14 protein-coding genes are annotated in these 14,134 nt (G+C 62.1%); 10 read left to right on the forward strand and 4 right to left on the reverse strand.

From position 1 onward, the window contains the following. The 4 genes from MOV61_RS06330 to MOV61_RS06345 all read left to right on the forward strand — a co-directional run. Nucleotides 1–1,514 (forward strand): trimethylamine methyltransferase family protein (locus MOV61_RS06330; RefSeq protein WP_247135980.1); only part of this gene is annotated, 1,514 nt, incomplete at its 5' end. 101 nt (nucleotides 1,515–1,615) lie between these two features. Next, the gene (locus MOV61_RS06335; protein WP_247135981.1) at nucleotides 1,616–2,293 is read left to right on the forward strand and encodes a ferredoxin; all 678 of its coding nucleotides are present in this window, start codon (nucleotides 1,616–1,618) and stop codon (nucleotides 2,291–2,293) included. A gap of 86 nt (nucleotides 2,294–2,379) precedes the next feature. Continuing rightward, nucleotides 2,380–2,907, forward strand: a complete 528-nt coding sequence (locus MOV61_RS06340) for an RNA polymerase sigma factor (RefSeq protein WP_247038688.1) — start codon at nucleotides 2,380–2,382, stop codon at nucleotides 2,905–2,907. After that, nucleotides 2,904–4,979 carry a von Willebrand factor type A domain-containing protein gene (locus tag MOV61_RS06345; RefSeq protein ID WP_408962358.1) on the forward strand — a complete coding sequence of 692 codons (2,076 nt, stop codon included), beginning with the start codon at nucleotides 2,904–2,906 and terminating at the stop codon, nucleotides 4,977–4,979. Before MOV61_RS06340 ends, MOV61_RS06345 begins: the two co-directional genes overlap by 4 nt. A gap of 10 nt (nucleotides 4,980–4,989) precedes the next feature. Here MOV61_RS06345 and MOV61_RS06350 read toward each other — a convergent pair whose 3' ends face one another. The 3 genes from MOV61_RS06350 to MOV61_RS06360 form a co-directional block, all read right to left on the reverse strand. Next, complete coding sequence (locus MOV61_RS06350) at nucleotides 4,990–5,334, reverse strand: hypothetical protein (RefSeq protein WP_038543281.1); 345 nt, start codon at nucleotides 5,332–5,334, stop codon at nucleotides 4,990–4,992. A 25-nt stretch (nucleotides 5,335–5,359) separates the two neighbouring features. After that, on the reverse strand, nucleotides 5,360–6,373 hold the full coding sequence (bmt, locus tag MOV61_RS06355; protein WP_247135983.1) for a betaine--homocysteine S-methyltransferase: 1,014 nt from the start codon (nucleotides 6,371–6,373) through the stop codon (nucleotides 5,360–5,362). 120 nt (nucleotides 6,374–6,493) lie between these two features. Beyond that, nucleotides 6,494–7,489: an ABC transporter substrate-binding protein gene (locus tag MOV61_RS06360; RefSeq protein ID WP_247135984.1), complete on the reverse strand. Its 996-nt coding sequence runs from the start codon at nucleotides 7,487–7,489 to the stop codon at nucleotides 6,494–6,496. 691 nt (nucleotides 7,490–8,180) lie between these two features. Here MOV61_RS06360 and cobU point away from each other — a divergent pair. After that, the gene (gene cobU / locus MOV61_RS06365) at nucleotides 8,181–8,702 is read left to right on the forward strand and encodes a bifunctional adenosylcobinamide kinase/adenosylcobinamide-phosphate guanylyltransferase (RefSeq protein WP_247135985.1); all 522 of its coding nucleotides are present in this window, start codon (nucleotides 8,181–8,183) and stop codon (nucleotides 8,700–8,702) included. Here cobU and MOV61_RS06370 read toward each other — a convergent pair. After that, nucleotides 8,699–9,484, reverse strand: coding sequence for a TSUP family transporter (locus MOV61_RS06370; RefSeq protein WP_247135986.1), 786 nt, complete (start codon nucleotides 9,482–9,484; stop codon nucleotides 8,699–8,701). The two genes, cobU and MOV61_RS06370, sit on opposite strands and share 4 nt — an antisense overlap. Before the next feature lie 177 nt (nucleotides 9,485–9,661). On the opposite strand from MOV61_RS06370, the gene MOV61_RS06375 reads away from it, so the two are divergent. From MOV61_RS06375 to MOV61_RS06395, 5 genes are all read left to right on the forward strand, one after another. Further along, nucleotides 9,662–10,633, forward strand: a complete 972-nt coding sequence (locus tag MOV61_RS06375; protein WP_247135987.1) for a nucleoside hydrolase — start codon at nucleotides 9,662–9,664, stop codon at nucleotides 10,631–10,633. A 117-nt stretch (nucleotides 10,634–10,750) separates the two neighbouring features. Then, complete coding sequence (locus MOV61_RS06380) at nucleotides 10,751–11,035, forward strand: acyl carrier protein (protein WP_092662234.1); 285 nt, start codon at nucleotides 10,751–10,753, stop codon at nucleotides 11,033–11,035. 31 nt (nucleotides 11,036–11,066) lie between these two features. After that, a complete protein-coding gene (locus MOV61_RS06385; RefSeq protein WP_037082199.1) occupies nucleotides 11,067–11,540 on the forward strand; it encodes a 3-hydroxyacyl-ACP dehydratase FabZ family protein in 474 nt (157 codons plus the stop codon). Nucleotides 11,541–11,579: 39 nt separating this feature from the next. Beyond that, the gene (locus MOV61_RS06390) at nucleotides 11,580–12,779 is read left to right on the forward strand and encodes a beta-ketoacyl-ACP synthase (protein ID WP_247135988.1); all 1,200 of its coding nucleotides are present in this window, start codon (nucleotides 11,580–11,582) and stop codon (nucleotides 12,777–12,779) included. A gap of 11 nt (nucleotides 12,780–12,790) precedes the next feature. After that, nucleotides 12,791–14,077 (forward strand): beta-ketoacyl-ACP synthase, encoded by a 1,287-nt coding sequence (locus MOV61_RS06395; RefSeq protein WP_247135989.1) that lies wholly within the window; start codon nucleotides 12,791–12,793, stop codon nucleotides 14,075–14,077. Nucleotides 14,078–14,134: the final 57 nt, after the last annotated feature.

Genomic DNA, 14,134 nt, shown 5'->3' on the forward strand with positions numbered 1-14,134 from the left:
AGCGGGGAGCGGCAGGCCGCCGCGCGGCCCGCGCAGGCAACGGTCCCGGTCTTTCCTTGCCCTATATCACCCGCAAAATCGGCGTCTACGAGGTGCTGGACGAGGAGGGCCTTACCCTCATCGAGCGCAATGCGGATCTCATCCTCGAAGAGATCGGCATCGAATTTCGCGAGGATGAGGAGGCGCTCGAACTCTGGGCAAAGGCGGGTGCCGACGTTCGGGGCCACCGGGTGCATTTCCCCAAGGGCCTCTGCCGCGAACTGCTGAAGACAGCACCGAGCGAATTCACCTGGCATGCTCGCAATCCGGAGCGCAATGTCCAGATTGGCGGCAAGGCGACCGTGTTCGCGCCGGTCTACGGACCTCCCTTCGTGCGCGACCTCGACGGCAAGCGCCGTTACGCGACGATCGAGGATTTCCGCAATTTCGTGAAGCTCGCCTATATGGCGCCATCGATGCATTCGTCGGGCGGCACGGTCTGCGAGCCGGTCGATGTGCCGGTCAACAAGCGGCATCTCGATATGGTCTACAGCCATATCAAATATTCCGACAAGCCGTTCATGGGATCGGTCACCGCGCCGGAACGCGCCGAAGACACGGTTGCCATGGCGAAACTGGTATTCGGCGACGAGTTCGTCGAGAACAATTGCGTCACCCTGAACCTTATCAACGCCAATTCTCCAATGGTGTTCGACGGGACCATGCTTGGTGCGCTGAAGGTTTATGCGCGGCATAACCAGGCATCGGTCGTCTCGCCGTTCATTCTCTCGGGTGCCATGAGCCCGGTGACGGTGACCGGCACGCTGACGCAGATCCTTGCCGAAGTACTGGCCGGTGCTGCGCTGACGCAGCTGATCCGCAAGGGCTCGCCGGTGCTGTTCGGCACGTTCGCGGCGTCGATCTCGATGCAGTCCGGCGCGCCGACATTCGGGACCCCGGAACCGTCGCTGGTCTCTTATGGTGCGGCGCAGCTCGCCCGCCGCCTCGGCCTGCCGTTCCGCACCGGCGGTTCGCTCTGTGGCTCGAAGGTGCCCGATGCCCAGGCGGCGCACGAATCGGCCAATACGCTGAACACGACGCTGCTCGCCGGCACCAACTTCGTGCTGCATGCCGCCGGTTGGCTGGAGGGTGGCCTCGTGTCGTCCTATGAGAAATTTATGATCGACCAGGACCAGCTCGGCATGATGCAGAAGATGGCGCAGGGCGTCGATCTGTCCGAAGAAGGCCAGGCGCTGGACGCGATCCGCGAAGTCGGCCCCGGCAGCCATTATCTCGGCTGCGCCCATACCCAGGCACATTTCCAGACGGCCTTCTATCGTTCGGCGCTGATGGACAACAATTCCTTCGAACAGTGGGAAATCGAGGGCGAAAAGCGGATCGAGCAGCGCGCCAACGCGCTCTGCCGCTCCTGGCTCGACAGCTACGAAGCACCGCCGCTCGATCCCGCGATCGACGAGGCGCTGCTGGCGTTCATCAAGGATCGCAAGGATTCGATGCCCGACGCCTTCACCTGAAGAGAGCCCGATGCCGCCAGGGAGCAAGGCGGTGCCCGGCTGGTCGCCGATTTTATCCAGGAAGGGGTCTGGCGACCGCATTACCGATACCAGGGGCCTCGGTGAGGTCGCCTTCACCGGTTCTCGACGAGATTGCCGCGGGGCTCGAACCCCACGGCATCCTGATCCGCGGCGTGGTGAATTTTGGACCGGGCGAGGGGCCGTTACTGGGCGACGGCACGCTTGCCAGGTCCGTCGTATTGCTCGGCAATGTCGGCGGTTCGATCTGGCCGTCGTTCACGGAATGGCGAAAAGGCCATGACGGTCCCGATCCCCTCGACACCTGGTCGAAGTTTCTGATCCGGCCGTTCGCCGAACGGCTCGGAGCCGCTGCCTATTTCCCCTCCGATCCGCCCTGGCAGCCGTTCCAGCAATGGGCGATGAGGGCTGAAGGTCTGAAGTCTTCGCCGCTCGGCATCCTTATCCATCCGCAGTTCGGGCTCTGGCACGGTTATCGAGGCGCTCTGGGTTTTCCGTATGCGATAGAGATTTCGCCTGATGAGGCCGAGCATCCTTGCGAGAGCTGCGCAGAAAAGCCCTGCCTGTCAGCCTGTCCCGTCAACGCGGTCGGCTTGTCGGGCTTCGATATTCCTCGATGTCACGCCTATCTTGCAAGTGACGCGGGCAAGGCGGTCTGCATGATTTCCGGCTGTGCGGCCCGCAACTCCTGTCCGGTTGGCCTGCAATATCGCTACCCGCCGGGGCAGCTCCGGTTCCATATGGAAGCGCTGGTGCAGTGAGCTTAAAAATTTTTTCTTGGGATACCCCAAGGAATTTCCTGAACGAAACGTCTAAGCTCTTAAGCGACGGAAAAGCGGGCGGGCAAGTGAGCGCGGAAATCCTCGATAAGGCATGCCAAGGCGACCGCAATGCGTTCTCAGCGCTCGTCGAAGCGCATTACGATTTCATTCATGCCGTCGCCTGGCGCTGGTGCGGCACGGAAAGCGATGCGGAAGACATCGCCCAGGACGTCTGCATCCGGCTGGGCAAGGCGATCCGCAGCTTCAAAGGACAGTCGGCGTTCCGCACCTGGCTCTACACGCTGACGCTGAACGCGGTGCGCGACCATCAGCGCCAGTCCTCCCGCCGGCGACGGGACCAGGACCGGCTTGCAAACGACCCGATCTTCTTTTCGCATCTGCAGCCGGAGGAGGACGATCGCGGCGACTGGCTATGGGCGGCGGTGCGCCGCCTGCCGGAAAAACAGCGGGATGCGGTCCTGCTGGTCCATAGCGAGGGTCTGTCCCATGCGGCTGCGGCGGGCATTCTCGACTGCAGCGAAAACACGGTCTCCTGGCATCTGCACGAGGCGCGTAAACGATTGAAGGACCTTCTGAAGAAGGAGGCGGTTTGACCATGACGGACGAATTCGACCAGCTCGGCAATTTGGCCCCGGCGCCTCGCGCTTCCGATGCGGCTCGCGCCCGCGCGCTTGCCGCCGCCATGCAGGCCTTCGACGAGACGGAAAAAAATGCGGCGCGCAGCAAAGGAAGTTCCTGGCGGCAGCGTCAAAGCTCTGTTCTCAATAGGATCTGGAGCATCCGCATGGTTACCCAACACCGTTATCTCGCAGGCTCCGCACTTGCGACGATGCTGATCATTCCGACGGCTGCCCTGCTGACATTCGAACTGACGCGCGGCAACCTGCCGAGCTCAGGGCAGGTCGCGCTGCCGCACGTCATGGACGCACCGAAGCCCGTGGCGGAGAGAGTGCCGGTACCATCGGTCGCGAAGCCGGCCGAACCGCAGCAGGAAGCCGATCGTAAGGTCTATGCCGCACCGTCGGTTCAATCCTCGAAGCAGAGGGATTTTAGCTCCGCGGATATTGCCCGCCAGCTGAACAAGCAGGAGGCAAATGGCGGTGCGGCCAAGCGGAGCGCTGCGCCCAGCCCATCGGTTGCTCCCATGCCGGCGCCCCCGGTGATGGCCGAGCGCGCAGCACCGATGGCCGCTGCTCCCCGTTATGCGCCAACTGAGCGCGAAATCCTGCCGCCGCTTGAAGAAAGCCGCGATCGCTTCGCCAATGCGGATACCAATCCGGTGAAAAACGTCGCGACCGATCCGGTTTCGACCTTCTCGGTCGATGTCGACACGGCATCTTACGCCTTCGTGCGTCGCTCGCTGATGGAAGGACGATTGCCCAATCCCGACAGCGTGCGGGTCGAGGAGATGATCAACTATTTCCCCTATGACTGGCCGCGACCGCAGACGGCGGACGAGCCCTTTCGCACCACCGTCACCGTCACGCCCACTCCGTGGAATACGGGAACGCGGCTGATGCATGTGGCGATCAAGGGGTTCGAAACCGCGCCGGCCTCGCAGCCTGCCGCCAATCTCGTTTTCCTGATCGACGTCTCCGGCTCGATGAACGCGCCCGACAAGCTGCCTTTGCTCAAAAGTGCCTTCCGCCTGCTGGTGAGCAAATTGAAGCCGGAGGACAAGGTGTCGATCGTCACTTATGCCGGCAATGCCGGAACGGTGCTGGAGCCGACCTCCGCTCGCGAACGGGACAAGATCCTCGCCGCGATCGACAATCTACGGCCGGGCGGTTCGACGGCCGGGGCTGAAGGCATCGATGCGGCCTATCGGCTGGCGCGCCGGGCTTTTATCCAGGGCGGCGTCAACCGGGTGATGCTCGCGACTGACGGCGATTTCAATGTCGGCGCTTCCAGCGACGAAGACCTCAAGCGCCTCATCGAGCAGCGCCGCAAGGACGGTATCTTCCTGTCGGTTCTGGGTTTCGGCGAAGGCAATCTTAACGACAGCCTGATGCAGACGCTCGCCCAGAACGGCAACGGCACCGCCGCTTATATCGACACGCTGGCCGAGGCGCAGAAGGCGCTGGTCGAAGAGGCTGGTTCGACGCTTTTCCCGATCGCCAAGGATGTAAAAATCCAGGTGGAGTTCAATCCGCAGCAGATCTCGGAATATCGTTTGGTCGGCTATGAGACTCGGGCGCTGAAGCGTGAGGATTTCAACAATGACCGGGTGGATGCCGGCGATATCGGCTCCGGTCATGCGGTGACGGCAATTTACGAGGTGACGCCGAAGGGCAGTGCCTCGGCACTCAACGATCCGCTGCGCTACGGCCCGGCCGCACCATCCGCGCCGGTTGCTGTCTCCGACGAAATGGCCTTCGTCAAAATCCGCTACAAGCAGCCGGATGGCGATAGCAGCAAGCTGATCACCACGCCGGTCACCGAGATGAATGCGGTGCGCGACTTCGCGTCAGCACCTCAAGATGTCCGGTTCTCGACAGCGGTGGCAGCCTTCGGGCAAAAACTGCGCGGCACCGATGCGCTCGACGCTTATCCCTACCGCTTGATCCTCGACATGGCGCGTAATGCCCGCGGCGAGGATGCGTTCGGATATCGCGGCGGGTTCCTCGATCTGGTGCGGCTCGCCGAGACCCTCGACCGCCGCTAGGCCGTCTCAATCAAACCTTGGGATAGGCCCGCTCCAGTCCGCCGGAGCGGGTCAACCCGTCGCGAAAGGCGGCATAGGCCGGATGCTGGCTCGATTTCGCCGCTTCCATCAGCCGAATCTGCAGCCGGGCAGGGGCGGTGCCGCCGATCCACTCGCCGCACTTCTGCAGTTTCAGGGAGTTCAGGAACTTCGCTTCCGAAGCCTGGTCGAGATAGAGATGCAGGCCGTCGAGCAGCAGATCGTCGGATGTCGGATTGTCCATCAGCAGGGCCAGCCAGGATTGGTTCTCGGTTGAGAAACTCGCAAGGCTTTCCGCTACCGTTTCCCGGCTGCCGATCGGCGATATGTTTGCCATGTCTCTATCTTTCAGCCCTCACGCGTCAGCCGCGGCGGCGACGTCTTTCCCGGCCGGATTCTCCGCCCGATTCGCTGGCGGTCTTATTGCGCAGCGGACCGATCTTGTCGACGATTTCCTCGATCGTCGGCCGCGGCCGGGGGGTGTGATCGTCGAGCGCCGAGCGCATCGCGGCCAAGTGTTCGCAGGACGTGCCGCAGCATCCGCCGATGATCCTTGCGCCGGCATCGCGGGCAAGCCGCGCATATTCGGCCATCAGCGGCGGCGTGCCGGAATAGAAGATTTCCGAGCCACGAAATTCCGGAATGCCGCAATTGCCTTTGACGATGGTGACAGCGTCAGGATCGGCCGCTGTCATGTCGAGCAGGCTGGACAGGATATCGGAGGCGCCGACGCCGCAATTGGCGCCAGCCGCGACCGGGCCTTCGCCGACATCCTTTGCTACGCTGTGGATCTGCTTGGGGTCGAGGCCCATCATCGTCCTGCCGGCCGTGTCGAAAGAGCCGGTGTAGGTATAGGGCAAGCCGACCTGGACGGCCGCTTCGGCCGCTGCGCGGATTTCCTCCGGCGCGGACATGGTCTCGATCCAGGCGATATCGGCGCCGCCGGTCTTCAGGCCCTCGATCTGTTCCGCGAAGGCGGCGACTGCATCCTCATAGGTCATGGCGCCGAGCGGTACGAACAGTTCGCCGGTCGGACCGACCGAACCGGCGACGATCACCTTGCGGCCCGCTTTGTCTGCCACCTTGCGGGCGATCTCGGCGGCAAGCCTGTTGAGTTCGTGCACCCGGCCTTCCGCCTTGTGCAGCTTCAGCCGCTGGCGCGTGCCACCGAAGGAATTGGTGAGGATGATATCGGCGCCTGCGTCGACGAAATCCTGATGCAGCTTCTCGATCTTCTCAGGCGCGGCCTCGTTCCACAGTTCCGGCGCTTCACCGGCTTCCAGGCCCATGGCGAAGAGATTGGTGCCGGTCGCGCCGTCAGCCAGCAGCACGCCCTTCTCGGCCAGAAGTTCGGTCAGTGCATTGGCGGTCGGCATGGGCGCTCCTTGCAATAGCGATCAATCATATAAAGAAGTCTTTATATGATTTCAAGCCGCGGCCACGCGCGCCTCTTCGCGACGCCGGCGGCTCCAGCAGCGCCCGCCCGAATGGCCGGCTCAGAGCGACGCCTTGATCTTATCGGCGATGTCGGGGGCCAGCCATTTGGTCCAGATGTCCGGACTGGTTTCGAGGAAATGTTTGGCGGCAGCCTCGTTGGTGCTCTTGTTGGCCTCCTGCCAGGCGAGCACGCCGTTGACCGTCGCATTGCTCCACTTGCGCCTCTTGATATAGTCCATCGCAACCTCGGCCTTTTGAGCAAACTGCTTGGTCACCAGGGTGAAGGCCTGCGAGGTCGGATAAGAGTTCACCTTGGGGTTCAGGCAGTTGGGGACGGCGGTGCAGGCGTCCCAATCGGCCTTGTCGTGCGGCACGCCGAAGGAGAGCTTCACCATCTCGTATTTGCCGAGGAAGGCGGTTGGCGCCCAGTAATAACCGAGCCAGCCGGTCTTCTTCTCGAAGGCGGCGGCGATCGATTGGTCGAGGCCTGCCGCCGTGCCGGTGTCGATCAGGTCGAAATTCTTCTCTTTGCCGCCGAGAGCCCTGAAAAGATTCGCGGTCGAAATCTGACAACTCCATCCGGACGGGCAGTTGTAGACGACGCCTCTGGCCGACTTCTGCGGAGCCGGAAAGAGATCCGGATGGGCGAGCGCCTGCGCGACCGTCTTGATGTCCGGATGCGAGTCGGCAAGGAATTTCGGGATCCACCAGCCCTCGACGGCTCCATCCGACAGGATTTCGGCGCCGATCACCAGGCGGCCTTCGGCAACGGCCTTGTCGAGGGACGTGCGGACGGAGTTGATCCAGAATTCCGGTGCGAGGTCCGGCTGGCTCCTTTCGTTCATGGATGTGAAAGTCGGAAGCGTGTCACCCGCGACGAGTTCGACGGTGCAGCCGAAACCCTGTTCCAGGATGATCTTGTCGAGATTGGCGGCGATGCCGGCTGAGGCCCAGTTCATTTCGGCGATCGAGACTGAACCGCAGTCCGCCGAGGCTGACCCTGCGAAAGCATAAAGACCAGCGGCGAAGACCGTGGAAGCGAGGATTTTTTTCATTTTGAGACCTCCCGGCCGTTTCCTTTCAGTGTTGACTTCAGCAGAGCGCAAGATGGTGATCAACCGATGGAGGCAGTTTCAAGCAGCCCTGCGAAGGATCTACCACATCCGCATTTGCGGCAGCTTTTCACAGATACTGCGCATTTATATGTCAACTCAAATCACGGTAGGGTTTCGGGATCAGAAATCAACACGCGCGACCTGGGATCATTTATCCACGGCCCATTTTTAGGGAACCGCAAGGAAAATGAGAAAATCGCGTGACTTCCGGAGTTCACTAACCATCCGGTAAGAATGTCGCGTTATTGCTTTTAATGCGGGCGGTTAGCTCGCGCCTGGCGCCGGATCAGGTAGTGCGTACCGGTTGCCCTCGCTGTCCGATGGCGGGCCTGCTTTATTGGCCCGCGGACGCTTCATCTTCCGATTGTTGTAGAATTCACGATTGTCATGTTGGCTCGTGGGCCTTTTGGCACCTGCGTGGATTTGCGGTCAAAATCGGCTGGCCGAGCCCGGTCAGCCGAGGCCTTTCGTCGGTGAGGCTTGAATACGGCAAGCGGGTATCGGTTGACACCCGTGCTTTCTGACGGCACCATTTGACCGCAATGCTAATCCAGAGACATCATCACCAACAGGGCCGGACGCCTCCTGTCTACGAATCGTCCGGTCCCCTCTGGTTCAGGCCATTTTCTCCATGACACGCAACGGTCACGTCACCCTTGTCCTCGGCGGCGCCCGCTCAGGCAAATCCGGGTTTTCGGAAAGGCTTGCCCAAGAGAGCGGCCTGGAACGGCATTACGTTGCCACTGGTCGTGCCTATGACAACGAGATGCGCGAGCGCATCGCCCGGCATCGCGTCGATCGCGGAGACGGCTGGACCACGCACGAAGTGCCGCTCGATCTGGTGGAGCGACTGACCGACATCGATGCGCCGGGGAGGGTCATCCTCGTCGATTGCCTGACGCTCTGGCTCACCAACCTGATGATGGACGAGCGCGATATCGACACTGCCGCCGCCGCATTCGTGCGGCAGTTCGAAAGCCTCTCAGCGAAACTGATCGTCGTCTCCAACGAGGTCGGCCTCGGCATCGTGCCGGACAACAGAATGGCGCGGGAGTTCAGAGACCATGCCGGAAGGCTGCATCAGCGGATCGCGGCATCTGCCGACGAGGTCTTCTTCGTCGCCGCCGGTCTGCCGCTGAGGATGAAGGGCTAGAAGCCGAGCCAGACGCGGACGGGATGGGCCGGATCGGCGAGCAGCTTCAGGGCGAGCGCCAGGCAGGAGATGACGAGCAGCGGCTTGATCAGCTTGGCGCCGTTCTTCATCGCCAGCCGTGAGCCGACCTGGGCGCCGAGGAACTGGCCGACGCCCATGATCAGGCCAATCTTCCAAAGTACGGACCCGGTTGCCGCAAAGACCAGGAACGAGCCGAAATTCGAGCCGAGATTGATGAGCTTGGTGTGGGCGGTCGCCTTCAGCATGCCAAAGCCGGCGAGCAGTACGAAACCCAGCATGTAGAAAGAGCCGGCACCAGGCCCGAAGATGCCGTCATACAGGCCGACCAACGGGACGATCGTCACCCCGAACACCAAAGGCGTCACCCGGCGGTGACTGTCGATATCGTTGAGACTGGGCTTGATGGCGAAGAACAGCGCGATGGCGATCAGCAGGAACGGGATTGCCGCGGCAAGCCAACCCGCCGGCACCAACGACGCGAGCGCGGCGCCGACGGCCCCGCCGATCAGCGACATCGCCGCCATCGGCAACTGACTCTTTAAGTTCACGTGACCTCGCCGCGCATAGGCAATCGTCGCGGATGCCGATCCGAACTGCGACTGCAGTTTGTTCGTAGCAAGCGATTCGAGCGGCGGGATGCCGGCGATCAGCATGACCGGAATGGTGATGAGCCCACCACCGCCGGCGATCGAATCGACGAAACCAGCAAAAATCGCGGCAAGAAACAGCAGGAAGAGGAATTGGAATGCAAGGTCGGTCAAGGGGAGGAGACTCTGTCAGGGGAGGCGCATCCGGACGGGTGCGGCGTGCTTCTCGCATCGAACCGCGTTGACCGCAACCATCTCCAGCGGAACTCCAGCCATGTTGCTTCCGGGATTGCGCATCATTGGTTTGGCGTTATTGTGCGCGGCTTTCGAAGAGCCGAACGAGGAAAGCACATGCACAAGGTCATTTTCGATACGGACCCCGGCGTTGACGACGCGATGGCGCTGCTCTTTCTGCACCGGCATCCTGAAGTCGACCTGATTGGCGTCACGACCGTTTTCGGCAATGTGTCACTTGATCTGACCACTCGCAATGCGCAGTTCCTGCATCAGGAATGGGGAATTTCCGCGCCGATCGCCAGAGGCGCCGACAGGACGATCGATCCGTTGCGAAGCGACGATCGCGCCGCTTCCGTCGTGCACGGCCTTGACGGTCTCGGCAATATCGGCCTGCCGGACACGATAGACTGGCCGCTCGACCCGCGTCCCGCCTACCAGTTCATCATCGATACCGTCCGCGACAATCCGGGCGAAGTGACGCTGATCGCCGTCGGCCGCATGACAAACCTGGCGCTGGCGCTGCAGGCCGATCCGGATTTTGCCGGCCTCGTCAAGGAAGTCATCGTCATGGGCGGCGCCTTCGATGTGAACGGCAATGTCACGCCGGCAGCGGAAGCCAATATCCATGGCGATCCGGAAGCCGCCGACATCATCTTCACCACGCCCTGGAAGGTCACCATCGTCGGGCTCGATGTGACGCTGAAGACGATCATGACGGGGGAGTATCTTGCCGACATGGCCAAGTCGGGCGAAAAATCGGTGCAGCTGCTCTCCGACCTGTCGCAATATTACATCGAGTTCTACAAGAGCCGGGTCGGCATTTCCGGCATGGCGGTACATGACAGCACGGCTTGCGTCTATCTGGTGCGGCCGGACCTCTTCATTCTCCGCAGCGGCGCGGTGCGGGTCGTCTGCGGCGGCATTGCCGACGGCGAAACGATCCAGGCCCCCGACAGCGGCCGCAAGTTCGTCGGCACCGCCTGGGACGGTCAGCCGAGCCAGTGGGTGTGCACCGACGTCCGATCGGGCGAGGTTCTGGAGGTGATCCGCACCGCGCTGGTCGAGAGCCGAGCTTCCGGTGCCTAGGCGATTGCTGTTTAGGCAACAGTTCCGGTGCAAATTTTCACGCGGGAACACGAGGCCATTGGCATTTGTGATCGATTTCCCTATGTGGAACCTTGATTTGGATATTCGACAAAGGACATGGGCGTGACAGCTACATTCGATAAAGTTGCCGACATCATCGCTGAGACCAGCGAAATCGATCGCGAGACGATCACGCCGGAAAGCCACACGATCGATGACCTGGGCATCGATAGCCTGGACTTCCTGGATATCGTGTTCGCCATCGACAAGGAATTCGGGATCAAGATTCCGCTGGAACAGTGGACCCAGGAAGTCAACGAGGGCAAGGTTTCGACCGAAGAGTACTTCGTCCTGAAGAACCTGTGTGCCAAGATCGACGAGCTGAAGGCGGCCAAGGGCTGATCGTCACCGATCATCCCGGGCCGGCAAACTCATGCTGCTCGAATATTTCCAGATGATCGACCGCGTCGAAGCGGTCGATCTTGGGGCCAAAGTGTTGAAGGCGCGGTCTGTCGTGCCTTCCAAAAGCCCTGTCTTCGAAGGCCATTTTCCCGGAATGCCGCTGGTACCTGGCGTGCTCCTGATCGAGACCATGGCGCAGGCCTCCGGTTTCCTAGTGCTTGCCGCCACCGATTTCGCCGCCATGCCGTTCCTGATGTCGGTCGACGGCGCCAAGATGCGCGCCTTTGTGGAGCCCGACGCGGTTCTCGACATCGAGGCGTTTCTGGAGCATGAGGGGTCCGGTTACGCGGTGACCAAGGCAAAGATCACGTGTAACGGCAAGAAGGTCTGCGACGCACAGCTCAAACTGCGCACCATGCCGTTCAGCGAAATCCCGCTGGCGCCGGTCATCCGCAAGCGCGCGGAAGAGGTCGGCCTGATGGATGCGATTGCCGCAAGCGCATAAAAGCCTGCCCGTTCAACCCGGTGGGTCAAAGAGGACATTATGAAGTCTGACAATGATGTCGTGATCACTGGTATCGGGATCGTCACCAGCCAGGGCGTGGGCAAGGAGCCGCATATCGAGCTCCTGTCGTCGCTGCAAGCGGGTGCCCCGAAAGTCGAGACCGATCGTTTCGCGCCGTATCCGGTGCATCCGATGCCCGAGATCGACTGGTCGGCGCAGATCGCCAAGCGTGGCGACCAGCGCCAGATGGAGAACTGGCAGCGGCTCGGCGTGTTTTCCGCAGGCCTTGCGCTCGACGACGCTGGCCTGAAGACGGATGCGGAAGCCTGCGCTTCCATGGACATGATCGTGGCCGCCGGCGGCGGCGAGCGCGACATCAAGGTCGATTCGCTGATCGTCGACGAAGCGCTGAAGCGCAACGACCGCGAAATGCTTTTGAACGAGAAGCTGACGACCGAGCTTCGCCCGACGCTGTTTCTGGCGCAGCTTTCCAACCTGGTCGCCGGCAATATCTCGATCGTCCACAAGGTCACCGGTTCGTCGCGCACCTTCATGGGCGAAGAGGCGGCCGGCATTTCCGCCGTCGAGACCGCCTTCCACCGCATCAAGGCCGGCCAATCGACCCACAGTCTGGTCGGCGGCGCCTTCGTCGCCGAACGCGCCGACATCATCCTTCTTGTCGAGGGTATTCGTGCGCATGCGACGGGTGGCTGGCATCCTCTCTGGTCACGCTCGGCCGACAATGGCGGCGGCATGATCATGGGCACGGTCGGGGCCTTCCTGGTGCTCGAATCGCGCGCCCACGCAGAAACGCGCGGCGCCCATATCTACGCCGTCATCGACGCGATCGAGGGCGATCGCGGCAATCGTGACGAGGGCCGCCTCGAAAAGCGCATCACCCGTCTCGCCGCCCCTGCCTCAGGCATTTCCAAGGCCGATACGGTCGTGTTTTCGGGCGCGAGCGGCGTCGTCGATCTTGCGTCGCGGGAAAAGGCGTTGCTGGAGATCGAATTCCCCGGAGCGGCGATCCGCGGGTTTGGCGGCGTCACCGGCCACGGCATGGAGGCGCAGTTCCCACTGGGTCTGGCGCTTGCGGCACTGACCTTGGACGGCGCAGCCACAGTACCCACATTCGATGCCGAAAACGAGAAGCCGATGGCTGGGCCCGCGAAACATGCCGTGGTGACGACGGTCGGTTATACGCGCGGCGAGGGCCTTGCAGTCCTCTCGGCCGCGTAAAGGAGATTTTGATGAGCGACAACCGCTTCAAGGATCATCTCGGCCGTCCGATCATCGCGATCACCGGCATGGGCGTCATTACCTCGCTCGGCCAGGGCCTTGCCGACAACTGGGCGGCGCTGACCTCCGGCACCTCCGGCATCCACAAGGTGACCCGCTTCCCGACCGAGGGCCTTTCCACCCGGATCGCAGGCACGGTGGATTTCATTGCCGTTCCGGCCGAAAACTCTGTCGAACGTTCCTTCGCTTTTGCCCGCGAGACGACGGTCGAAGCGCTTGCGCAGTCGGGTCTTTCCGGCGATTTCGACGGACCGCTCTTTCTTGCCGCACCGCCGGTCGAGCCGGAATGGAGCGATCGTTTCGCGCTTGCCGACCGCGCTCCGCCGTCGAAGGCCGAAGGCGACGCCTATGACCGTTTCCTCGCCGCCATGCGCGAACGTCCCGATCCGGTCTTCCTCGAAGCCGTGCAATTCGGGTCGATCTCCGAACGCCTCGCCGACAAGTTCGGCACGCGCGGCCTGCCCGTGACCCTCTCGACGGCCTGTGCCTCCGGTGTCACCGCCATCCAGCTCGGCGTCGAAGCGATCCGTCAGGGCCGCACCGATCGCTCGCTGGTGGTTGCGACCGACGGTTCGGTCAGCGCCGAAGCACTGATCCGCTTCTCGCTCCTCTCCGCACTCTCCACTCAGAATGATCCGCCGGAAAAGGCGTCAAAGCCGTTCAGCAAGGACCGCGACGGGTTCGTCATCGCCGAAGGCGCGGCGACGCTGGTGCTCGAATCGCTCGAATCGGCCATCGCCCGCGGCGCCAAGGTGCTCGGCATCATGAAGGGCTGCGGCGAAAAGGCCGACCATTTCCACCGCACCCGTTCTTCGCCTGACGGCGGCCCGGCAATTGCGACGATCCGCGCGGCGCTGGCAGACGCCGGCATGGATGAGGGCAGCATCGGCTATATCAATGCGCACGGCACCTCGACGCCGGAAAACGACAAGATGGAATATGGCGCTATGCTCGCCGTCTTCGGCGACCGGTTGAAGGAAATCCCGGTTTCCTCCAACAAGTCGATGATCGGCCATACGTTGACTGCGGCCGGCGCCGTCGAAGCCGTCTTCTCGATCCAGACGATGCTGACCGGAACCCTGCCGCCGACCATCAACTATACCAACCCCGATCCGACGATCGTGCTCGATGTCGTGCCGAACAAAAAGCGGGATGGACAGCCGACAGCGGTCCTTTCCAACTCATTCGGCTTCGGCGGACAGAACGCCAGCCTTGTCATGGCGCTGGAACCGGCTTAGAGACCGTCGCCAATCACGTTTGACGAATTGGGACGCCTCCGGGCGAAGGAAGACCTA

The organism is Neorhizobium sp. BETTINA12A, from assembly GCF_023006485.1.
GTDB lineage: Bacteria > Pseudomonadota > Alphaproteobacteria > Rhizobiales > Rhizobiaceae > Neorhizobium.